This is a genomic window from Mycobacterium heckeshornense, from assembly GCF_016592155.1.
Classification (GTDB): domain Bacteria; phylum Actinomycetota; class Actinomycetes; order Mycobacteriales; family Mycobacteriaceae; genus Mycobacterium; species Mycobacterium heckeshornense.
On the sequence record NZ_AP024237.1, the window covers coordinates 3,889,600 to 3,912,347 of the forward strand.

The 22,748-nt window shown below is 67.5% G+C and carries 19 protein-coding genes; 10 read left to right on the top strand and 9 right to left on the bottom strand.

Translation table 11 applies throughout. The annotated features are described in order from the left end of the window. From MHEC_RS18765 to MHEC_RS18785, 5 genes are all read left to right on the top strand, one after another. Positions 1-657 carry a TetR/AcrR family transcriptional regulator gene (locus MHEC_RS18765; protein ID WP_048891865.1) on the top strand — a complete coding sequence of 219 codons (657 nt, stop codon included), beginning with the start codon at positions 1-3 and terminating at the stop codon, positions 655-657. Between the two features lie 98 nt (positions 658-755). Further along, entirely contained in the window at positions 756-1,418 is a 663-nt protein-coding gene (locus tag MHEC_RS18770; RefSeq protein WP_048891864.1) for a TetR/AcrR family transcriptional regulator, read from the top strand. Positions 1,419-1,597: 179 nt separating this feature from the next. Further along, on the top strand, positions 1,598-6,106 hold the full coding sequence (locus MHEC_RS18775) for an ATP-dependent helicase (RefSeq protein ID WP_071700163.1): 4,509 nt from the start codon (positions 1,598-1,600) through the stop codon (positions 6,104-6,106). Further along, positions 6,106-6,861 carry an endonuclease VIII Nei2 gene (gene nei2 / locus MHEC_RS18780; protein ID WP_048891862.1) on the top strand — a complete coding sequence of 252 codons (756 nt, stop codon included), beginning with the start codon at positions 6,106-6,108 and terminating at the stop codon, positions 6,859-6,861. Before MHEC_RS18775 ends, nei2 begins: the two co-directional genes overlap by 1 nt. 157 nt (positions 6,862-7,018) lie before the next feature. Then, positions 7,019-7,354 (top strand): DUF732 domain-containing protein, encoded by a 336-nt coding sequence (locus MHEC_RS18785; RefSeq protein ID WP_071700162.1) that lies wholly within the window; start codon positions 7,019-7,021, stop codon positions 7,352-7,354. Positions 7,355-7,392: 38 nt separating this feature from the next. On the opposite strand, the gene MHEC_RS18790 is transcribed toward MHEC_RS18785, so the two are convergent. The 3 genes from MHEC_RS18790 to MHEC_RS18800 all read right to left on the bottom strand — a co-directional run bounded on the left by MHEC_RS18790 (position 7,393) and on the right by MHEC_RS18800 (position 10,810). Continuing rightward, positions 7,393-8,502, bottom strand: coding sequence for a PPE family protein (locus MHEC_RS18790; protein ID WP_048891901.1), 1,110 nt, complete (start codon positions 8,500-8,502; stop codon positions 7,393-7,395). Between the two features lie 103 nt (positions 8,503-8,605). Then, complete coding sequence (pstS, locus tag MHEC_RS18795) at positions 8,606-9,712, bottom strand: phosphate ABC transporter substrate-binding protein PstS (RefSeq protein WP_048891861.1); 1,107 nt, start codon at positions 9,710-9,712, stop codon at positions 8,606-8,608. Positions 9,713-9,901: 189 nt separating this feature from the next. Further along, the gene (locus MHEC_RS18800) at positions 9,902-10,810 is read right to left on the bottom strand and encodes an extracellular catalytic domain type 1 short-chain-length polyhydroxyalkanoate depolymerase (protein WP_082169893.1); all 909 of its coding nucleotides are present in this window, start codon (positions 10,808-10,810) and stop codon (positions 9,902-9,904) included. An 83-nt stretch (positions 10,811-10,893) separates the two neighbouring features. Here MHEC_RS18800 and MHEC_RS18805 point away from each other — a divergent pair, with 83 nt between their 5' ends. Beyond that, the gene (locus MHEC_RS18805; protein ID WP_048891860.1) at positions 10,894-11,340 is read left to right on the top strand and encodes a MarR family winged helix-turn-helix transcriptional regulator; all 447 of its coding nucleotides are present in this window, start codon (positions 10,894-10,896) and stop codon (positions 11,338-11,340) included. A 325-nt stretch (positions 11,341-11,665) separates the two neighbouring features. Here the strand turns inward: MHEC_RS18805 and MHEC_RS18810 are convergent, their stop codons facing one another. Genes MHEC_RS18810 through MHEC_RS18820 form a run of 3 tightly spaced genes read right to left on the bottom strand, consistent with a single transcriptional unit; the run spans position 11,666 to position 15,775 of the window. Beyond that, entirely contained in the window at positions 11,666-12,544 is an 879-nt protein-coding gene (locus MHEC_RS18810; protein WP_048891899.1) for a pseudouridine synthase, read from the bottom strand. A gap of 20 nt (positions 12,545-12,564) precedes the next feature. After that, positions 12,565-14,310 (bottom strand): glycerol-3-phosphate dehydrogenase/oxidase, encoded by a 1,746-nt coding sequence (locus tag MHEC_RS18815; protein WP_048891859.1) that lies wholly within the window; start codon positions 14,308-14,310, stop codon positions 12,565-12,567. A gap of 58 nt (positions 14,311-14,368) precedes the next feature. Continuing rightward, a complete protein-coding gene (locus MHEC_RS18820; protein ID WP_048891858.1) occupies positions 14,369-15,775 on the bottom strand; it encodes an NAD(P)H-quinone dehydrogenase in 1,407 nt (468 codons plus the stop codon). A gap of 64 nt (positions 15,776-15,839) precedes the next feature. Between MHEC_RS18820 and MHEC_RS18825 the strand changes: the two genes are divergently transcribed. After that, positions 15,840-16,313 (top strand): gamma-glutamylcyclotransferase, encoded by a 474-nt coding sequence (locus MHEC_RS18825; RefSeq protein WP_048891857.1) that lies wholly within the window; start codon positions 15,840-15,842, stop codon positions 16,311-16,313. Between the two features lie 23 nt (positions 16,314-16,336). Here the strand turns inward: MHEC_RS18825 and MHEC_RS18830 are convergent, their stop codons facing one another. Together MHEC_RS18830 and MHEC_RS18835 are read right to left on the bottom strand one after the other, a co-directional pair. After that, the gene (locus tag MHEC_RS18830; RefSeq protein ID WP_048891856.1) at positions 16,337-17,506 is read right to left on the bottom strand and encodes a M20 family metallopeptidase; all 1,170 of its coding nucleotides are present in this window, start codon (positions 17,504-17,506) and stop codon (positions 16,337-16,339) included. Then, positions 17,503-18,687, bottom strand: coding sequence for a M20 family metallopeptidase (locus tag MHEC_RS18835; protein ID WP_048891855.1), 1,185 nt, complete (start codon positions 18,685-18,687; stop codon positions 17,503-17,505). Before MHEC_RS18835 ends, MHEC_RS18830 begins: the two co-directional genes overlap by 4 nt. Before the next feature lie 24 nt (positions 18,688-18,711). On the opposite strand from MHEC_RS18835, the gene MHEC_RS18840 reads away from it, so the two are divergent. Both MHEC_RS18840 and MHEC_RS18845 read left to right on the top strand, forming a co-directional pair. After that, positions 18,712-19,518: a purine-nucleoside phosphorylase gene (locus MHEC_RS18840; RefSeq protein ID WP_048891854.1), complete on the top strand. Its 807-nt coding sequence runs from the start codon at positions 18,712-18,714 to the stop codon at positions 19,516-19,518. Positions 19,519-19,529: 11 nt separating this feature from the next. Then, positions 19,530-21,122 (top strand): phospho-sugar mutase, encoded by a 1,593-nt coding sequence (locus MHEC_RS18845; RefSeq protein WP_048891853.1) that lies wholly within the window; start codon positions 19,530-19,532, stop codon positions 21,120-21,122. Position 21,123: 1 nt separating this feature from the next. Here MHEC_RS18845 and upp read toward each other — a convergent pair whose 3' ends face one another. Next, positions 21,124-21,747: a uracil phosphoribosyltransferase gene (upp, locus tag MHEC_RS18850; protein WP_048891852.1), complete on the bottom strand. Its 624-nt coding sequence runs from the start codon at positions 21,745-21,747 to the stop codon at positions 21,124-21,126. A gap of 152 nt (positions 21,748-21,899) precedes the next feature. Here upp and MHEC_RS18855 point away from each other — a divergent pair, with 152 nt between their 5' ends. Continuing rightward, positions 21,900-22,727 (top strand): alkaline phosphatase family protein, encoded by an 828-nt coding sequence (locus MHEC_RS18855; protein WP_048891898.1) that lies wholly within the window; start codon positions 21,900-21,902, stop codon positions 22,725-22,727. Positions 22,728-22,748 lie beyond the last annotated feature (21 nt).

Below are 22,748 nucleotides of genomic sequence, written 5' to 3' on the forward strand. Positions count from 1 at the left end.
ATGCGAGCGACGCGCCGGCGGTTATCACCCGAGGACCGCCGCGCCGAGTTGCTGGCACTGGGCGCCGAGGTGTTCGGCCAACGCCCCTACGACGAGGTCCGCATCGACGAGGTCGCCGAGCGGGCCGGGGTGTCGCGGGCGCTGATGTACCACTACTTCCCCGACAAACGGGCATTCTTTGCCGCGGTCGTCAAATACGAGGCCGAGCGGCTAATCGAGGCCACCAGCCACCTGCCGCTACCGGGCCAGACCCTGTTCGAAGAGGTGCGCACGGGTGTGCTCGCCTACATGGAGTACCAGCAACAGCACCCGCACTCCGCGTGGGCCGCCTACGTCGGTATCGGCCGATCCGACCCGGTACTGCTCGGCATCGACGATGAAGCCAAGAACCGTCAACTCGAACACGTCATGAGCCGGATCGTGGAGATCGAGGGTCCCGACGAACAACTGGATCCCGACGTCGAACGCAACCTGCGGATGGTGGTGCACGGTTGGCTGGCGTTCACCTTCGAGGTGTGCCGGCAGCGGATCATCGACCCGTCGACCGACGCCGGCCAACTCGCCGACGCCTGCGCGCACGCGCTGCTCGACGCGGTGTCACGAGTCCCTGGCATTCCCTCCACGCTGGCCGCCGCGCTCGCGCCCGACCAACGCTGACCCGTGTGGACCGGCTACTCGCGGGAATTGATCGCCTCATAACTTCCTCATAGGTCCAGTTAGACGCCTGTTGAATCGTTTGCCCGTAGCATCGGGGCATGCAAGCGACACGGCGGCGACTGTCCCCCGAGGACCGGCGCGCCGAGTTGCTGGCACTGGGCGCCGAGGTGTTCGGCCAACGCCCCTACGACGAGGTCCGCATCGACGAGGTCGCCGAGCGGGCCGGGGTGTCGCGGGCGCTGATGTACCACTACTTCCCCGACAAACGGGCATTCTTTGCCGCGGTCGTCAAATACGAGGCCGAGCGGCTGTTAGAGGCGACGGCCGATCCGCCGAACCCGGGGATCACCCTGTTCGAGCGGGTGCGCGCCGGTGTGCTGGCGTATGTCGACTACCACCAGCGCCATCCGCACGCAGCCTGGGCTGTATACGTGCGGGCAGGTCGTTATGACCCGGTGCTGGTGCAAATTGACGACGACGCGAAGAAGCGTCAGATGGAGCGCGTCATAGCCGCCGCCAAAGCGTTGGTGCCGGGCGGCCTGGAAGACGGTCTGGATGCAGAAGTCGAGCGCAACCTTCGGGCGACGGTGTACGGGTGGCTGTCGTTCACCTTCGAGATGTGCCGCCAGCGCATCATGGATCCCTCGCTGGACGCCGGCTACCTCGGCGACACTTGCGCACATGCCTTGCTCGACGCGATCGGGCGGGTGCCGGGCATTCCGCCCGAACTGGCCGATGCCGTGGCCGCAGACAAGCGCTAACCGCGCTCACCCCAGCAACGCGGCGGTAAAGAGCCGCTCGGCGCGCTGCGGTATTGGCAGCGTGAAGAATGACGAACTTCCCCACGGTGTGAACGCCCGGGAGGGCGACGAATGTCGAGCACACGGCCCCGCACCGGAATGCGACGGCACTTGTCGCTGCGGGTTGGCACGATGACAAGGTGAGCGCCGCATCGCTGGCTCGCTTTTCCGCCCCGACACGGGAGTGGTTCGCCAACACCTTTACCGCGCCGACCCCAGCCCAGGCCGGCGCCTGGTCGGCAATTGCCGACGGCCACAACACGCTGGTCATCGCGCCGACCGGATCCGGTAAGACGCTGGCCGCATTCCTGTGGGCGATCGACAGGTTGGCCGGCGCGCCGCAACGGCCCGCCGGCACCCGGGTGCTTTACGTGTCGCCGCTGAAGGCGCTGGCCGTCGACGTCGAGCGCAACCTGCGCGCCCCGCTGGCCGGTATCACCCGGGTCGCCCAGCGGCGAGGTCGGCCGATGGCGCCGATCAGCGTGGGCGTTCGATCCGGTGACACCCCGCCCGAGCGTCGTCGCCGGCTCATCGCCGAACCGCCCGATGTGCTGATCACCACACCGGAGTCGCTGTTTTTGATGCTGACCTCGGCGGCACGCCAGACGCTCACTGACGTGCAAACGGTCATCGTCGACGAGGTGCACGCCCTCGCGGGCACCAAACGCGGGGCGCATCTGGCGCTGTCGCTGGAGCGACTCGAAGAGCTGCTGGCGCGCCCCGCGCAGCGCATCGGGTTGTCGGCAACCGTGCGGCCCGCCGAGGAGGTTGCCCGGTTCCTCTCGGGGCAGCGACCGACCACGATCGTCGCGCCGCCGTCAGCGAAAACCATCGACCTCACGGTGCAGGTGCCCGTCCCCGACATGGCCAACCTCGCCGACAACACCATCTGGCCCGACGTCGAGGCCCGCCTGGTCGACCTGATCGAGTCGCACAACTCGACAATCGTGTTCGCCAACTCGCGGCGGCTCGCCGAACGACTTACCGCCCGGCTCAACGAGATTCACGCTGACCGCGCCGGAGTCGAGCTCGACACCGGGCGCAACCGGCAGGTCGCCGGCGGCGCGCCGGCCCAATTGCTGGGTAGCGGCCAAACCTGCGGCGCCCCAACGCTGTTGGCCCGCGCCCATCATGGTTCGGTCAGCAAAGAGCAACGCGCAGCGGTCGAGGAGGACCTCAAACGCGGCCGACTCAAAGCCGTCGTCGCGACCTCGAGCCTGGAGCTGGGCATCGACATGGGCGCGGTCGATCTGGTGATCCAGATCGCGGCGCCGCCGTCGGTGGCCAGCGGCCTACAACGCATCGGCCGGGCCGGTCACCAGGTCGGCGAAATCTCGAAGGGCGCGCTGTTCCCGAAGCACCGCACCGACTTGATCGGCTGCGCGGTGGCCGCCCAGCGCATGCTGGCCGGAGAAATCGAGGCGATGCGCATACCCACCAATCCGCTGGACATCCTGGCGCAGCACACCGTGGCAGCCGCTGCACTCGAGCCGCTGGACGCAGACCGCTGGTTCGACACTGTGCGGCGCAGCGCGTCGTTCGCCACCTTGCCGCGCAGCGCGTTCGAGGCCACCTTGGATCTGCTCTGCGGCAAGTATCCCTCGACCGAATTCGCCGAACTGCGGCCACGATTGGTCTACGACCGCGACAGCGGCACTTTGACCGCGCGGCCCGGCGCGCAGCGGCTGGCGGTCACCTCCGGCGGCGCGATCCCTGACCGCGGGCTGTTTACCGTGTGGCTGGCAACCGAAAAACCATCGCGGGTCGGCGAACTCGATGAGGAGATGGTCTACGAGTCCCGCCCGGGCGACGTCATCTCCCTGGGTGCGACCAGCTGGCGGATCACCGAGATCACCCACGACCGGGTGCTGGTGATCCCTGCCCCGGGGCAGCCGGCGCGGCTGCCGTTCTGGCGCGGCGACGACACCGGTCGCCCGGCCGAGCTGGGCCGCGCGATCGGCGCGTTCACCGGCGAACTGGCCGCACTGGACCGCAATGCTTTCAAAAAGCGTTGTGCTGCACTGGGTTTGAACGAATACGCAACTGAAAACCTGTGGCGGCTGCTCGATGACCAGCGCAGCGCCACCGCCGCAGTGCCCACCGACACCACCCTGCTGGTGGAACGGTTCCGCGACGAGCTCGGCGACTGGCGGGTGATCCTGCACTCGCCGTACGGGTTGCGGGTACATGGCCCGCTGGCGCTGGCCGTGGGCCGTCGCCTGGCGGAACGCTACGGGATCGACGAGAAACCGACCGCTTCCGACGACGGCATCGTGGTGCGCCTGCCGGATGCCGATGCCGCCGCGACACCGCCGGGTGCGGAGCTGTTCGTGTTCGACCCCGACGACATTGATCCGGTCGTCACCGACGAAGTGGGTGGTTCGGCGCTGTTCGCCTCGCGCTTTCGGGAATGCGCGGCCCGCGCATTGCTGCTGCCACGGCGACACCCCGGTCGCCGCTCGCCCCTGTGGCACCAACGCCAGCGCGCCGCCCAACTGCTCGACGTGGCCCGCAAATACCCCGACTTTCCGATCGTGCTGGAAGCGATCCGTGAATGCCTGCAGGACGTCTATGACGTGCCGGGCCTGACCACCCTGATGGCCGACATCGCCGGCCGCCGGGTCCGGGTGGTCGAGGCCGAGACCGCCACACCGTCACCGTTCGCGGCATCGCTGCTGTTCGGCTACGTCGGCGCGTTCATGTACGAGGGCGATGCCCCGCTGGCCGAGCGCCGGGCTGCGGCCCTGTCGCTGGATACCACGCTGCTGGCCGAGCTGCTCGGCCGCGTCGAACTGCGTGAGCTGCTGGACCCCGACGTCATCGCCGCGACCGGGCGCCAGTTGCAGCACCTGTCGGCCGACCGGATGGCCCGCGATGCCGAAGCGGTTGCCGATCTGCTGCGGCTGCTGGGCCCGCTGACCGAAGAAGAGGTCGCCGCCCGGGCCGGCGGCAAAGATGTGGGCGGCTGGCTGGAGGGTCTGCGGGCCGCCAGACGCGCGCTGACGGTGTCGTTCGCCGGGCGGACCTGGTGGGTGGCTGTCGAGGACATCGGCCGGCTGCGCGACGGAGTCGGGGTCGCGGTGCCGGTCGGCGTGCCCGATAGTTTCACCGAGGCGGTTGCCGACCCGCTCGGTGAGCTGCTCGGCCGCTACGCGCGCACCCGTACCCCGTTTACCACCGCCGAAGCCGCCGCCCGGTTCGGCTTGGGTCTGCGCGTGACGGCCGACGTGCTGGGGCGGCTGGCCGCCGACGGGCGCCTGGTGCGCGGCGATTTCGTCGCCGACGTCGCGGGCGAGCAGTGGTGTGACGCCGAGGTGTTGCGGATTCTGCGACGCCGATCGCTGGCTGCGTTGCGGGCCCAGGTCGAGCCGGTCAGCACCGCGGCGTATGCGCGGTTCCTGCCGGCCTGGCAGCAGGTGGGCAGCGAAACCAATTCCGGTCCCGACGGGTTGCTGGCCGTCATCGATCAGCTCGCCGGCGTACGGATGCCCGCATCGGCGATCGAGCCGCTGGTGCTGGCACCGCGGGTACGTGACTACTCACCGGCGATGCTCGACGAGCTGCTGGCCTCCGGCGAGGTGATGTGGTCTGGCGCCGGCTCGATTTCGGGCAGCGATGGCTGGATCGCCTTCCATTCCGCCGATACCGCGCCGTTGACGTTGAGCCCGGGCGCCGCAGTCGAGTTCAACGACGCCCACCGCGCAATCCTGGATACCCTGGCCGGCGGCGGCGCGTTCTTCTTCCGCCAGCTTGGCAACGGCATCGGTGACGAAGAACTGAAAACAGCGTTGTGGGAATTGATTTGGGCGGGCTGGATCACCGGCGACACGTTCGCGCCGGTGCGCGCGATGCTCAGCCGTGGCCCGGGCACTCGTAAACGTGCCGCCCCGGCGCACCGGCACCGGCGACCGCCGCGGCTGAGCCGCTACAGTGTCGCCCACGCCCAGACCCGGGCCATCGACCCTACCGTCACCGGCCGGTGGTCGGCGTTGCCCGCGCCGGAGCCGGATTCGACGTTGCGCGCACACCATCAGGCCGAACTGCTGCTGAACCGCCACGGCGTACTGACCAAGGGCGCGGTCGCGGCCGAAGGAGTGCCCGGCGGGTTCGCCACGCTGTACAAGGTGCTGACCGCGTTCGAAGACGCCGGCCGCTGTCAACGCGGCTACTTCGTGGAATCGTTGGGCGGCGCCCAGTTTGCGGTCACCTCGACCGTCGACCGGTTGCGCAGCTACCTCGACAACGTCGACCCTGAGCGGCCCGAATACCAGGCGGTGGTGCTAGCCGCCGCCGACCCCGCCAATCCCTACGGCGCGGCACTGCCCTGGCCGGCGGCGCGGCCCTCGGACGACGAAGGGGTCGGCCGACCGGGCCGCAAGGCGGGGGCGTTGGTCGTGCTGGTGGACGGCGAGCTGGCCTGGTTCCTGGAGCGCGGCGGGCGATCGCTGCTAACGTTCACCGACGATCCCGACACCCAGCATGCGGCCGCGGCGGCGCTGGCGGATCTGGTCGGCGCACGGCGCCTCGACTCGATCCTGGTCGAGCGGGTCAACAGCGTGCCGGTGCTGGAGTTGCGGGAGTCGCCGATTCACGCGGCACTGTCCGCCGCCGGGTTTGCGCGCACCCCGCGTGGGCTGCGGCTGCGGTAATGCCCGAGGGCGACACCGTCTTTCGGACCGCCGCCACGCTGCGGCAGGCGCTGGCGGGTCGCAGGTTGACGCGCTGCGATATCCGGGTGCCGCAGTTCGCCACGGTCGACCTCACCGGACAGGTTGTCGACGAGGCGCTCAGCCGCGGCAAGCACCTGTTCATCCGGGTCGGACAGGTCAGCATCCATTCGCATCTGAAGATGGACGGCAGCTGGCGGGTGACCACCCGCCAGCTGTGGGCCGATCACCGGGTCCGAATCATACTGGAAGCCGGCGAAATCCGGGCTCTCGGCATCGATCTTGGCGTGCTGGAAATCCTCAACCGCAACGACGACACCAGCGTGGTGGCCCGGCTGGGACCCGATCTGCTCGGTGACGACTGGAACCCGCAGATTGCCGCGGCCAACCTCGCCGCCGACTCCCAGCGGCCGCTTGCCGAGGCACTGCTCGACCAGCGGGTGATGGCAGGCATCGGCAACGTCTACTGCAACGAACTGTGCTTCGTCAGCGGACATCTGCCCACCGCGCCGGTCGGCAGACTCACCGACCCGCTGCGCCTGGTCGTGCGCGCTCGAGAGATGTTGTGGTTCAACAGATTTCGTTCAAACCGCTGCACCACCGGCGATACTCGGCCCGGACGCCGGCTTTGGGTGTACGGACGTGCCGGGCAGCCGTGCCGTCGCTGCGCAACCCCCGTCGAATACGACAGCACCGGCGGCCGGGTGACCTACTGGTGCCCGTACTGCCAACGCTGAACGCCTAGGGCATGTCCATCAAGTTAACGATCGAGCGCAAAGGGTTGCGTGGCGCCTCGCGTTCGCCAGTCTGGTTGTGGCATGCCAAGATCGCACTGTCAGCGACTTGGCGTGCCATCGGCAACACTCGCACTTCTGTTGGCGGAAAGGTTCGGCAGTGACGGCCATCCCCGTGCGCTTGGCCGGCCCCGTGGGGTCGCTCGTGGCCGGCCCGGTTGTCGCGCTGCTTCTCGCGGGAGTGTCGGCGCCGCGCGCATATGCCGACGCCGTCGACACCAATTTCCTGGCAGCGCTGAAGTCGAAGGGAATCAATTTCGTGTCTGCGCAATCCGCCATCATCGCCGGTCATGAGGTCTGCGATGAACTCGACCTCGGCAGGCAGAAGACCGACGTGGCATCCGACGTGATGAAAAACAGCGATCTAGACGACTACCATGCCGGGTTTTTCGTCGGTGTCAGTGTTGCCGCGTTCTGCCCCCGGCATTCCGGGTAGACGGTACCCGTCAAGTTCTGAGCTGCCCGCGGTGTCGCTCAACCCGCCGACGGCGGTCGGGGCATCACTGCTCCTTTGATCTCCAAACCGTATTCGAGATCTTCGTATTTCTGCTGCTTTCGTTTGCGCCAGCCACTGCCCGCCGAAATCGGCGGTGGCAATATCGGCGGCATCGGCAAGCCGGGTTCACCCGATGCAAGCGGTGATGCCGCTGACGCCAGTTGCACCGGTGATTGCGCACCCGGCAACAGCCCCACGACCGCGGGCGGCGCGGTCAGCTTGCCCATCGACACGCCGACGCCTATCGCCGCGGTGGGCTCGGCCGAGAGTCCGGCGGCGCCGAATGCACCCGACCCTCTCAGTGGTCCCAAAGCCGCCTCACCCTCCGATAGGCCCTGGCCGATCTGGCTGCCCACCGTCTGGAGAGCCTGGGCCGACGTGTTCTGCGCCAGATAGCTAAGCAGGTTGATGGGAAATCCGGACGAAATGAATTGGTTGGCATAGGTGTTCGCCAATCCAAACCAGCCGCTTTGCGGATCGAAGCTGGCCAGCGACGCCGCAGTGGACGCCGCCGCAGCAGTGGAAGCGGTCGGCGCCACCCCGGCTTGAGCGACCAGCCCGGTCGGATCGCTCACCGAGGGTGGCGAGGTGAACTCAGGCAGCGCGGTGGCGTGTGCCGAGGTCGCCTGATAACGACTCATGGCCGCCGAGTTGTTCGCCCACATGCTCTGGTATTGGTATTCGTTGTCAGCGATCGCCGGGAGGTTGCGCCCGAAGCCGTTGGTGGCCAGAAGCTGTGCCAGCCGCGCGCGGTTGGCGGCAACCTGTGCGACCGAAACCATGGTCGCGCGCGCCGAATTGAACGCCGCCGCCGCGGTTTGGGCCGAAGAGGCGACCCGCTGACATTGCTGTGCGGTGGTGCGCAGCCAGGTCAGGTAGGGGTCGACGGCCCGGACCATCGCCGTCGCGGACGGACCGTACCAGGTCCCGGTCAGCGAGGAGACCACGGCGACGTAGCTTTCGGCGAACTCGTCCAGTTTGGCCGCGAGCTGCCGCCACGCCGTGGCAGCCTCGACCAGGGATTGCGCACCGGGCCCCGAGTGGATCAACGCAGAGGTCACCTCGGGGGGCAATGTCATGAACTGCATGACGCCAAACACTGACTTCCGCGGGAAAACTCCTGGAACATTGCGTTGACCACGGCGAAAAAAGCCCTGGAACATTAGGCATCGGTGCCGAAATGACCTCAGATCAGGAAACGGCATCGACCGCGGTCGACAATCGCGACGCGAACGCCGCTGGAATCGGGATATATCCGTTGTCGGCCAGGCCGTTTTGACCGGAGTGAATGCTGCTCTGCAGGAACGCCTTCACGGCCGTTGCCACCTGCGGATCGGGATACTTCGAGCACACAATCTCGTACGTCGCCAGCACGATCGGATAGGCGCCGGGCTGGTTCGGCCGATAGAACGAGATCGTGTCGAGGGCGAGGTCGTTGCCCTTTTTGGTGAACCAGGCGGCCGAGATCGTCTTTCCCACCGACTCCGGGCCGATCGCCACCGGGTCCGGACCGGCCGACGTGACGATCCTGGCCGTGGCCAAGCGCCGCGCCCGGGCGAACGACCACTCAACGTAGGTGATCGATCCTTCCGTGCTTTTAACGGCCGCAGCGACGCCGTCACTGCCGCCGGCGCCCGCACCAACCCCGCCGTTGAACTTCTTTCCGGCACCGTTGCCCCAGGTACCGTTGGACGCGGTATCGAGATATTTCTGAAAGTTGTCGGTGGTCCCGGACTCGTCGCTGCGGAAAATCACCTGGATCGGCTCGGCGGGCAAGGTGACACCCAAGTTCAACACCTGGATCGCGGCATCGTTCCACGTCGTAATCTGGCCGTTGAAGATTTGCGCCAGCGTCGGGCCGTCGAGGTTCAGCGACGTCACGCCGGCGATGTTGTAGACGATGGCGATCGGGCCGAACACCAGCGGCAGGTTCCACGCCGGCGAGCCGCACCGCTGCTCCGCTTTGGCGTATTCGTCCTTGCTCAGCGGTGAGTCGGAACCCCCGAAATCCGTTTTTTTGCCGATGAATTCGCTGATTCCAGCACCGGAACCGTTGGCCGTGTAATCCAACGAGTGACCCGGGCAGCTTTGTTGGTAAGCCTTGACGAAGCGGGTCATCGCGTTTTCCTGGGCGGTGGAGCCGCTGGCCTTCAGGGTCGCCTTGCCCCCGCACGTCACCTTCGCCGCGGAGGTGCCCGTCGTTGCGCTGTGCCCGGCGGCGTTGTCGTGGCCACCGCACGCCGACAACATCACTGCGCCCAGAAGACTAAACGCAGCACCAAATCGATTGGATTTCAACCTAATTCCTTTGAGCGGGAGACAGATGAGATGATGCCGTCGCAGCCACGAGGCATGGTAACAAGACCGCTCGGTAGCAATCATGCGCCTTCGCCGCTGAATTGATGAGTTTGACTACCGTTTGCGACCCGTCCACTGTCCCGACACGGCCGGGCAATTCGCCGGTCGCTACGACATCCGGTGCCTTGGCTAGCGGGCGTGGGTCGCGAAAAACTGGCCGATGGTTTCCGACGCGGCAAACGCATGGGTGGTGGGCCCGATGATCGCCTTGGGCAGATATTGCGGCCCGCCGGGCCAGGTGTGCCCACCGTTGTCGACCTGATAGAAAACCACGGCAGTTCCGGCGGCGCACGGCGCGGAGGTGAACCTGTGCACGACTGTCCCGTCGCCGTTGCCGGGGATGGTTTCCGGTGACGGGGAGCCCGCACACCCGTCGGCCGCGCGCCATCGGTCGACCATCGCCGGTGCCGACACGATGTCGCTGACGCCGCCGCGGCCCCGCATGGTCCCGCCGCCGAACGGGACGATCGGATCCGCGGTTCCGTGGACCTCCAGGACCGCCACCGGTTGCGACGGGGTGCACGGGACGCTGGTCCCGAGCGTGCCGGAGACCGGGGCAATTGCGGCGAACACGTCCGCGCGGTCGCACGCCAACCGATTGGCCATGAACCCACCATTCGACATGCCGGTCGCGAAGACATGCGTCGCATCGATGCCGTACTGGCTTCTCAGCTTGTCCGCAAGAGCCGTCAAGAAGCCGACGTCGTCGATGCCGAGACGATCGGGCTCGGACGCCCCGCGCCCGTCCGCCCAGTTCTCGTCGACGCCATCGGGATAGGCGACGACCCACCCGTTCGCGTCGGCGACGGCATCGAAGTGGGTCAGCCTTTCCTGTCCTACTCCCGTGCTGCCCCCGCCGTGCAGATTCAGCACCAGGCCCGTCGGGTGGCCCGGTGGTACATGCACCGTATAAGTCCGAGGCCGCCCACCGAAGTCGAACGTCGCCTGCCGGTCATCTGGGGCCGCACATGCGAGCGGCGGCGCACATCCGACAAGCCCGACCACCGCCACCACCGTCACTCTTAGAAGTCGCCGCACATTCGTCAAGTTACTTTACTATTGTCGGGGTGTCGAGACCGAGTTCCCGGGCAGGCGGCGGTCACCGCCCGCGACGTGATTCGATGGTCCCCCCGGTCGGTGCGGAAGTGGATGTCTACGGCCTACCGCTGACCGCACTCGTCGCACGTTTGAGCCATCGGCTCGTCCGAGAGCTGGCCGCCACATACGCCCGCGAGTCAGTCGCCGCCCAGCCGCTGGATGCCTCGCTGCTGATATTGCTCGCCCAGGGGAGCGCGCGACCGACCGCGCTCGCAGCCCGGCTCAACATCTCCAAGCAAGCGCTGAACTTCGTCCTCGACCGACTGCAGCGCGACGGTCTGGTGACCCGCGTTCGAGATCCAGATGACCGTCGCGCCAAGCGGATTCGCCTGACTCCAGCGGGCATGGCGGTGGCCGAGCTGACCAGAGCAACATTGACCGAAGTGGAACGCCGCTGGCGTTCAATTGTCGGTGAAAACTGGCCGCAGCTGCGGACGTATCTTGCCGACATCACCAAGCACCCGGGCTGACGAACCGGCAGTCCAGTGACCTGGATCGCATTTCGTGCCTGGCAGCGGCCTCCTCACATCTGGCCGAGGAGTCGCGCCATCGGCGGGGTCGACGTCGTTTAATGAAAAAGCCTGGTATCACCGGAGGGCAGATAACATGGCAGCACTACGAAGCCTCGCCGACATGCGACTACCGGGCCTGACGACCGTCGGGCGTTTCAAGGATCGCGTACGTCAAGCGATCACGGTAATCACCCGGCCCGGGAACTCGCCCCGGGATGCGGTGTTCTCGCGGGCACCGGGACCGTCGCGATCCACGCGTTTGGCTGGCGGGCGCGATCTGCCGCTAATCCGTCCGGGTGTCGAGCGGTGTTGACGCCGAAAACCAGGACGCGGCCGCGTGACGGGACAGCTGCCTTCGGCTGGCGAATTCACGTCGAGCCCCGCTAAGCGGATCCTCGAATTCGATGCGTTGCGCCAACAACTGCAGCGGCGCGGAGAAGTCATCAATTGGCACGTCGATAACGTTGGGATACAACGGGTCTCCAAGGATCGGCAAGCCGAGGGATGCCATGTGCACCCGCAGCTGGTGGGTGCGCCCGGTTCGCGGCGTCAACCGATACAAGCCGTCAGCGGAAGCCAGCTCTACCAGGGTCTCGGCGTTGGGCTCACCCGGCTCCTCAACAGCTTGTAAACGACCGCGGCGCTTGATGATTCGGCTGCACACCACCTGCGGCAGAACCAGATCAGGTTTGACCGCGGCCCGCGCGAGATAGGTCTTGTGCACCTGCCCACGCGCGAACAGCGTCTGGTATGCGCCGCGCAGCTCGCGACGTGTGGTGAACAACAGCACTCCGGCGGTCAACCGGTCCAGCCGGTGAGCCGGACTCAGCTCGGGCAACCCGAGTTCGCATCTCAGCCGCACCAGCGCGGTCTGGGCGACGTGCCGCCCACGCGGCATGGTGGCCAAAAAATGCGGCTTGTCGACCACCACGATGTCGTCGTCGCGGTAGAGCACCGGGATTTCGAACGGCACGGGCACCTCGTCGGGCAGGTCACGATACAGGTATACATAGGCACCGGCCGGCAGTAGCGTCGTCTCATCCACGGGTGTGCCGTCGGCATGGAGGACCTCGCGGACCCGCGGGCCGAACCGAGCTGCCAGCTCGGCCAGCACCGGCCCGCCGCGCAGCCGCACCCGTGCCGGGCCCAGACCGTTTCGAATAGGAAGCGGTGCACGCGAAGTCAATTCAGCGGCACCGGTTCCAGGATCTCGGCCCGCGCCTCAGGAGCACTGGCGCGCAAGGCGTCCGCCGACACGTCGTCGGGCTGGGCCTGCGATAGGATCTCGGCCTCCACCCGCGCCCTGTAGGTGTCGACCTCGCGGTCGATGTCTTGTCGGGTCCATCCCAGAATCGGCGCAACGACCTCGGCCACCTCGCGGGCACAGTCCACGCCGCGGTGCGGGTATTCGATGGAGATCCGCATTCGGCGGGCCAAGATGTCCTCCAGGTGCAGCGCACCCTCGGCGGCGGCGGCATAGGCGGCTTCAACCTTGAGGTAGACCGGCGCGGTGGTGATCGGGTCCAGCAACTCGCGGCGGTCTTCGGCCAGCACCAGCACCTCGCTGATCAGCGACCCGTACCGGTCGAGCAGATGCCGCACCCGATAGGGATGCAGCCCGTGCAGGTCGGCGACATGTTCGGCCTGGTTGATCAAGGCGAAGTAACCGTCGGCGCCCAGCAGGCGCACCTTCTCGGTGATCGACGGCGCCACCCGGGCCGGAATGTATTGTGCCGCTGTGTCTATCGCGTCGATCGCCATGACGCGGTAGGTGGTGTACTTGCCGCCGGCGATGGAGACCAGACCTGGCGTGGGGACCGCGACCGCATGCTCTCGTGACAGCTTGGACGTCTCGTCGCTTTCCCCGGCCAGCAGCGGGCGCAACCCGGCGTAGACGCCGTCGATGTCGTCATGGGTCAACGGGGTGGCCAACACGGTGTTGACGGTGCTGAGGATGTAGTCGATGTCGGCTCTGGTCGCCGCGGGATGCGCCAGGTCGAGGTTCCACTCGGTGTCGGTGGTCCCGATAATCCAGTGACTGCCCCACGGAATAACGAACATCACCGACTTCTCGGTGCGCAGGATGATCGCGACGTCGCTGACGATCCGGTCACGCGGCACCACGATGTGCACGCCTTTGGAGGCGCGTATCTGAAACCGCCCGCGCTGCTTGGACAGTGCCTGGATCTCGTCCGTCCAAACCCCCGTCGCGTTGACCACGACGTGGCCGCGGACGTCGGTCACCGCCCCGTCTTCGGAGTCACGCACCCGCACTCCGGTCACCCGGTCACCCTCGCGCAGCAAGGCGATCACCTGGGTCGAGGACCGCACCACGGCGCCGTAATGAGCGGCGGTGCGGGCCACGGTGAGGGTGTGCCGGGCGTCGTCGACCACCGTGTCGTAGTAGCGGATACCCCCGATCAGCGAGGTGCGCTTGAGGCCCGGGCATAGCCGCAGTGCGCCGGCACGGGTTAAATGCTTTTGCGGTGGAACCGATTTCGCACCGCCCAGCTGGTCGTAGAGCAGCATGCCCAAAGCCACGTATGGACGTTCCCACCACCGCTTAGTCAGCGGATACAAAAACGGCAACGGCTTGACAAGGTGCGGAGCCAAGGTGGTCAGTGACAGCTCGCGCTCGTAGAGCGCCTCGCGCACCAGACCGAACTCGAGTTGCTCGAGGTAGCGCAGACCCCCGTGAAACATCTTCGACGAGCGACTCGAGGTGCCGGAGGCAAAATCACGCGCCTCGACCATCGCCACCCTGAGCCCGCGGGTGGCGGCGTCCAGCGCGCAACCGGAGCCGACCACACCCCCACCGATGACCACCACGTCGAACTGTTCGGCACCAAGTCGTTCCCACGCCGACGCGCGCTGCTGTGGGCCCAGGGCCGAAGCCGGCCAGCCGCGCCAGCTTGCCGGTGCACTCACGGAACACGACTCCTCGGTTACTCGTCAGTAGGACGCTGGCTCCCAAGGCTACCTGGCGTTACTCCAGATCGTCGTGGGCCATCAGCCGTCGGGCGGCCTCGGTGATCGAGCCCGACAGCGACGGATAAACCGCCAGCGTCTGCGCCAACTCGTCGACCGTAACGCGGTTGGTCACCGCCACCGCGATCGGCAGGATCAACTCCGACGCGATCGGTGCCACCACCACCCCGCCGATCACCACGCCGGTGGACCGCCGGCAGAACACCTTGACGAACCCGTGCCGCAGCCCGGACATCTTGGCTCGGGCGTTGGTGTTGAGCGGCAGCATGATCGTTCGCGCCGACACCCGGCCGTCGTCGATCAGCGACTGCGGAACACCGACGGCGGCGATCTCGGGCCGGGTAAACACCGTCGCCGCGACGGTGCGCAGCCGGATCGGGCTGACGGCCTCGCCGAGCGCGTGATACATCGCGATCCGGCCCTGCATCGCGGCCACCGACGCCAGCAGCAGCAGGCCGGTGCAGTCACCCGCCGCGTAGATTCCGGGAACCGATGTCCGCGACACGCGGTCGACGGTCAGGTAGCTGCCGCGTCCGAGCTCGATGCCCACCCGTTCCAGACCCAGCCCGCTGGTGTTGGGCGCCGAGCCGATGGTCATCAGGGCGTGGCTGCCCTCGACGGTGCGGCCGTCGGTCATGGTGACCAGCACTCCGTCATCGGTGCGGGTAACCGATTGGGCGCGTGCATTTTTGACCAGTCGGACGCCGCGTTCGGCGAACGATTCCTCCAATACCAAAGCGGCGTCGGCGTCTTCGTAGGGCAGCACGCGGTCGCGGCTGGCCACTACGGTGACGGTGACCCCCAGCTCGGTGTACGCGTTGACGAATTCGGCCCCGGTGACACCGGAGCCGACCACGATCAGGTGGTCGGGCAGTGAGTCGAGGTCGTAGAGCTGTCGCCAGGTCAGGATCCGCTGGCCGTCCGGGCGCGCGGACGGCATGATGCGCGGGCTGGCGCCGGTGGCGATCAGCACGACGTCAGCGTCAAGCTCGCCCGCCGTACCGTCGGGGGCGGTCACCTTGATGCGGTGACGCGCCAGGCCGGGAGCGGCGTCGACCAGCTCGCCACGGCCCGCGATCACCTCGACCCCCATGGTCAGCAGTTGCCGGGTGATGTCGGCGGACTGCGCGGCGGCCAGCATCTTGACCCGCTGGTGGATTTCCGGCAGGGAGATCTTGGCGTCCTCGATGTCGATGTCGAAGCCCAGCTGCGGGGCGCGCCGCAGTTCGGTGCGCAGCCCGGTGGAAGCGATGAACGTCTTCGACGGCACGCAGTCGGCCAGCACGGCTGCCCCTCCGATGCCGTCCGAGTCGACGACGGTGACCTGGGCGTCGCGCGTCGCGGCGACCAGTGCCGCCTCGTAGCCGGCCGGGCCTCCCCCGAGGATCACAATGCGGGTCGCCACGGCCCCAACCTAACCACGATGTCGGATGGGCGCCGAACGAGCGGTCGCCGTTTAAGCTTTCCCCGTGCCGCTCTACGCCGCCTACGGGTCGAACATGGACCCTGAGCAGATGGCAAAGCGTGCACCCCACTCACCGATGGCCGGCACCGGTTGGCTGCACGGTTGGCGGTTGACGTTCGGTGGCGAGGACATCGGCTGGGAAGGGGCGCTGGCCACAATCGTGGAGGACCCGGACTCCAAGGTGTTCGTCGTCCTCTACGACGTGACCCCGGCCGACGAGCGGAACCTCGATCGGTGGGAAGGTTCCGAACTCGGTATCCACAAGAAGATCCGCTGCCGCGTGGAACGTTTATCCTCGGACACCACAACCGATCCCGTCCTGGCATGGCTGTATGTGCTCGATGCCTGGGAGGGCGGATTGCCGTCAGCGCATTACCTGGGCGTGATGGCCGATGCCGCCGAAATCGCCGGTGCACCACCGGAATACGTGCATGACTTGCGCACCCGTCCGTCGCGCAGCATCGGTCCGGGCACGTAGAGCGGCGAGCGGGAGCCCGCGGTCTAGAAGGCCGCGGCCTGCTCGACGATGTTGACCATCACCCGCAACCCGATCGGCAGGGCCCGCTCGTCGAGATCGAACGTCGGCTGGTGCAGATCGAGCTGGCGTCCGCGGCCGGACCACACACCGAGTCGCGCCATCGCCCCGGGCACTTCTTCGAGATACCAGGAGAAATCTTCGCCACCGCCGGACTGGCGGGTATCGGCCAGCACATCGGGGCCGAGGGCTTCGATGGCGTGGGTGAGGATCCGCGTGGAAATCTCCTCGTTAACCACCGGCGGCACCCCGCGGTGGTATTGCAGCGTGTGGTCGACACCCAGCGGCGACAGCAGCGCCGACACCGCCTGGCGGATAAGGCCCTCCAGGCTTTGCCAGGTTTCCCGGCTCGCCGTGCGGACAGTGCCGGCCAGCACGCCGGTCTGCGGGATCGCGTTAGCTGCCATCCCGGCGTTGACCGCACCCCACACCAAGACGGTGCTCTTGCGCGGGTCGATGCGCCGCGACAACACCCCTGGCAGCCCGGTGATCAGCGTGCCCAGCCCGTAAACCAGGTCGGCGGTCAGATGCGGCCGCGACGTGTGCCCTCCCGGCGAGTACAGCGTGATTTCCATCGAGTCGGCGGCCGACGTGATCGGGCCCGGCTTGACCGCCACTTTGCCGACCGCGAGTCGAGGATCGCAGTGCAGTGCGAAAATCCGCGAGACGCCGCTCAGCACGCCGGCCGCGATGGCGTCGATCGCCCCGCCGGGCATCAGCTCTTCGGCGGGCTGGAAGATCAGGCGCACGCCGACCGGCAGTTCGGGTGCCGACGCCAGGGCCAGCGCGGTGCCGAGCAGGATTGCGGTGTGGGCGTCGTGGCCACAGGCGTGCGCGACGTTGGGCATGGTCGACGAATAAGGTGCGCCGGTGCGCTCGGCCATCGGCAGCGCGTCCATATCGGCGCGCAACGCGATCCTGGGCTCATGCTCGGGACCGAAGTCGCAGGTCAAACCCGTCCCCCCGGGCAGCACCTTGGGGTTGAGCCCGGCGTCGGCCAACCGCTCGGCGACGAATTGTGTGGTCGCATACTCCTGGCGGCCCAGTTCCGGGTAGCGGTGGATATGACGCCGCCATTCGATGAGGTCGTGATGGTGGGCGGCCAGCCAGGACTCGGCGCTGTCTACCAGACTCATGACGCCGCCCGCTGATCACGTGCCGCCAGCACCCGTTCCCGCTCTGCGCTGGTCTCGGCAAGGCGAACCACGGTGCGCGCCAGGATAATTGCACCTTCGACCACAGCACGATCAGCGCTGGGGCTGACCGCGGCGGCGGCGAAAGCGGGCTGGTGCACGGTGGCGCCGCCGGCGTCGATCCGAATCACCGGGTGGATGCCGGGCAGCACCTGGGTCACGTTGCCCATGTCGGTGCTGCCCATCGGCAGCTTCGCCTCCACCTCGGCCGCGACAGGTTCGCGGCCGAGCCGGCGCATCTCCTGCCGGCATGTGTCGGCCAGCCATGGATCAGGCTTTAGCTCCGCGTAGGCCGGCGCGGAATCGTCGATGTCGTATTCGCATCCGGTCGCCAGCGCGCCCGCGGCAAAGCAGGAGAACACCCTGCCCTGCAGCTCGCTCAGCGACTCGGAGTCCGGTGCCCGCATCGCATACCGCAGGGCCGCCCGCCCGGGAATGACGTTGACGGCCTGTCCGCCGTCGGTGACGATGCCGTGCACCAGCTGTCCCGGCGCCAACTGCTGGCGCAGCAGCCCGATGGCCACCTGCGCGACGGTCAGCGCGTCCGCGGCGTTCACACCTTGATGTGGTGCGACCGCCGCATGCGATTCCCGGCCACGGTAGTGCACGCTGACCTCCGACAATGCCAGCGACCGGGTGGCGGCGATGTCCGTCGGTCCCGGATGCAACATCACCGCCGCCGCGACGTCGTCGAATGTGCCCGCGCGCAGCATCAAGGCCTTACCGCCGCCGGCCTCCTCGGCCGGGGTGCCCAGCAGCGCGACCGTCAGGCCCAGGTCGTCGGCCACGTCGGCCAGCGCCAGCGCGGTGCCCACAGCGGATGCGGCGATGATGTTGTGACCGCAGGCGTGCCCGATCTGCGGCAATGCGTCGTATTCCGCGCAGATCCCGACGACCAACGCTCCCCTGCCGAAGTCGGCACGAAACGCGGTGTCCAAGCCCGCCACGCCCGTTGTGATCCGGAAGCCACGATCGGCGACCAATCTCTGGGTTTTGGCGCAGCTTCGGTGCTCGGCGAATGCCAGCTCCGGCTCGGCGTGGATTGCGTGGGAAAGCTCGACGATTTCGGTGCTGCACCGCCGCACCGCATCTTCGACGGCATCCAATGCGGTGGTGGTGGGCATGTTGGCAGTCTAAGCTCGGCCGCTGTGACCGATGGTCGGCCGGACCCCGAGGCACTGGCTCGGCGGGCGGCGCGGGCCATCGCCGAGCACACCGGGGTCGCCGCGCACGACGTGGCGGTCGTGCTGGGGTCTGGGTGGGCGCCGGCTGTGGCCGCGCTGGGTCCGGCGACCGCGGCGCTACCCATGGCGAAGGTGCCCGGCTTCAGCCCGCCGACCGCGGTCGGGCACACCGGTCAGCTGTTGTCCGTGCGCATCGGCGAGCACCGGGTGCTGGTGCTGGCCGGTCGCATCCATCCCTATGAGGGCCATGACCTGCTGCACGTGGTGCACCCGGTGCGAGCCGCATGCGCGGCCGGTGCACACACGATCGTGCTCACCAACGCCGCGGGCGGTTTGCGCGACGACCTCGAAGTCGGCCAGCCGGTGTTGATCAGCGATCATCTGAACCTCACCGCGCGGTCTCCGCTGGTGGGCCCGCAGTTCGTCGACATGGTCGACGCCTACGCGCCGCGGCTAAGGGAGTTGGCCCGCCGGGTCGACCCGACGCTGACCGAAGGCGTATACGCCGGCCTGCCGGGACCGCACTACGAAACGCCCGCCGAAATCCGGATGCTGCGCACCCTGGGTGCCGACCTGGTGGGGATGTCGACGGTGCACGAGACAATCGCGGCGCGGGCGGCGGGCGCTCAGGTGCTGGGGGTGTCGCTGGTGACGAACTTGGCTGCAGGTATGACCGGGGCTCCGCTTAGCCACGTCGAGGTCGTCGAGGCTGGCGCTGCGTCAGCGGCCCGAATGGGTGCGCTGCTGGCCGGGGTGGTGGCCCGGCTGTAAGGCTGGCGGGTGTGACGCCCGAGGAGTGGATCGCGCACGACCCCGACCCGGCGACAGCCGCCGAACTCGCCGACTGCGAGCCCGGTGAACTGGCCGCGCGGTTCGCCCGGCCGCTCAGATTCGGCACCGCCGGACTGCGCGGGCCGCTGCGGGGCGGACCGGACGCGATGAACCTGGCCGTGGTCGTGCGCGCGACCTGGGCGGTGGCGCAAGTGCTCAAGGACCGGGGGCTGCGCGGCTCGAAGGTGATCGTCGGCCGCGACGCGCGTTACGGATCGGCCATGTTCGCTGTTGCAACCGCGGAAGTGTTTGCCGCCGAAGGTTTTCCCGTTTTGCTGTTTGCCGGCCCAATACCGACACCGGTGTTGGCGTTCGCAGTGCGCCATACCGGCGCCGCGGCCGGGATCCAGATCACCGCATCACACAATCCGGCGAGCGACAACGGCTACAAGGTGTACTTCGACGGCGGCATCCAGATCGTCTCGCCCGCCGACCGCGCGATCGAAACCGCGATGGCCGCCGCGCCGTTTGCAGACCAAATCGCCAGAGTGCCCGTCGAATCCAGCCACACCGGGCTAGTCGACCGCTACACCGAGCGCACCGCCGGCTTGCGACGCTCGTCGGGGTCGGTGCGGGTGGCGCTGACCCCGTTACACGGGGTCGGCGGTGCGCTGGCGGTAGAGACGCTGCACCGCGCCGGCTTCGGCGAAGTCCACACCGTCGGCGAACAGTTCGCGCCTGACCCCGACTTCCCCACCGTCGCGTTCCCCAATCCCGAGGAGCCGGGCGCCGCCGACGCCGTGCTGCGCCTGGCCGACAACGTCGACGCCGATATCGCGATTGCGCTGGACCCCGACGCCGATCGGTGCGCGGTCGGCGTACCCGCACCAGACGGCTGGCGGATGCTTACCGGAGACGAAACAGGTTGCTTACTAGGCGATTACATTTTGTCCCATACTGAATCTGTGGAAACAGCCGTGGTCGCCAGCACGGTGGTGTCGTCGCGGATGCTGGCGGCCATCGCCGCGCACCACGGAGCGCGCCACGTCGAAACCCTCACCGGCTTCAAATGGCTGGCGCGCGCCGACGCCGGTCTGCCCGGCTGCCGGCTGGTCTACGCCTACGAGGAGGCGATCGGCCATTGTGTGGACCCCGACGCGGTGCGCGACAAGGACGGGATCAGCGCGGCGGTGCTGGCCTGTGACGTGGTGGCGACGCTCAAAGCGCAGGGCCGCTCGGTGTTCGACGCGCTCGACGAGCTTGCCCGACGCCACGGCGTCCACGTGGGTGCGGCGGTGTCACGCCCGGTCGCCGGCCCCGGCGAGGCAGCAGCGTTCATGCGGCGACTCCGGCAAGAGCCACCCGGTCGGCTGGCTGGATTTGCGGTCCGCACAACGGATTTGCAGCCACGCACCGACGCACTGGTGTTCTCCGGCAGCGACGCCGACATGTGGGCCCGAGTGGTGGTGCGACCGTCGGGCACCGAGCCGAAACTGAAGTTCTACCTCGAAGCCGGCTGCCCGCCCGGCGAGGACGTTCGACGTGCTCGTGACCGCGCAACCGCGCTGCGTGACGGCCTCGTCGCCGCGGTGCGGCACTGGTAGGTCAGCGTGGCCCGAATTGGCGGTCACCGGCATCGCCGAGACCCGGTACGATGTAGGCGATTTCGTTGAGTCGCTCGTCGATAGCAGCGGTGTACAACCGCACGTTGGGGGCTGCTTTCTCCAGCGCCGCAAGGCCTTCCGGCGCCGCAACGACGCATAGCACGCTGATATCCGTTGCCCCACGCTGCAGCAGCAACCTGATGGTGTGTGTCATCGACCCACCGGTGGCCAGCATGGGATCGAGCACGATCACCGGCTGGCTGCGCAGGTCATCGGGCAACGATTCCAGGTAAGGCACCGGACGGTGGGATTGCTCGTCGCGAACCACCCCGACGAACCCCACGCGCGCCTCCGGAATCAGCGCATGTGCCTGGTCGACCATGCCCAGCCCGGCCCGCAGCACCGGCACCAGCAGCGGTGGGTTGGCCAACTGTATCCCGACGGTTGGGGCCAGCGGTGTACGGACGCGGATCGTCTCGGTGGGTGCGTCGCGGGTAGCCTCGTAGACCAGCATCAGCGTCAAATCGCGCAACGCCGCACGGAACGCGGCGTTGTCGGTGCGCTCGTCGCGCAGTGCGGTGAGCCGGGCCGCGGCCAGCGGATGGTCGACGACGTGCAGCTCCACAAGGATCGACCTTATCGCTGGACACGCGTGCGGCCATAACGGTTGACGGGTAAGGCCGACCCTATACTCCCGGCATGCGGCGCCTGAGACGGCGAGACAATGGTGGATTGCGAATCGTCGGGCTCATCACGGTCCTGGCGGTGTGGGCGGTAATGACCTCTTCTGCCTCCGGACATTTCGGCGACATGCCCCACCGTGTGCACTTCGCGGCCGCCGCACTTCCCACTCCCGCGCACGTGGTCATTGTGGTGGAGGAAAACCGTTCGCAGGCCAATATCATCGGCAACAAGTCGGCACCCTACATCAATTCCCTTGCCGCCAATGGCGCAATGATGACGCAATCCTTCGCCGAAACACACCCCAGCGAGCCCAACTACCTGGCGCTGTTCGCCGGCAACATGTTCGGATTGAAGGACAACAGCTGTCCCGTCAACGCTGGTGCCGCCCCGAATCTCGCTTCTGAATTACTCGCCGCCGGATACACATTCGCCGGTTTCGCCGAAGACCTGCCGGCTGTGGGCTCGCCAGTCTGCAGCGCGGGCAAATACGCCCGCAAGCACGTGCCCTGGGCGGATTTCAGCAACATCCCGAGGAACTACTCGCTGCCGTTTTCGGCGTTTCCTGCGCCATCGAATTACGCTAGTCTGCCCACGGTTTCGTTCGTTATTCCCAACCTTGACAACGACATGCACGACGGCTCGATTGCTCAAGGCGACACTTGGCTGTACCGGAAGTTGTCTCCGTACGCCTCCTGGGCAAAGACCAACAACAGTCTGCTCATTTTGACCTGGGATGAAGACGACAACACCGCGCGCAACCAGATCCCCACGATCATCTACGGAGCCGACGTCAAACCCGGGGCATACCCCGAGCCGATCAGCCACTACAACGTGTTGTCGACGCTGGAGCAGATGTACGGGCTGCCCAAAACCGGCTACGCGGCCAACGCTCCTGCGATTACCGACATCTGGGGCAGCTAACGCCCCCGGTTAGCCCTCGGT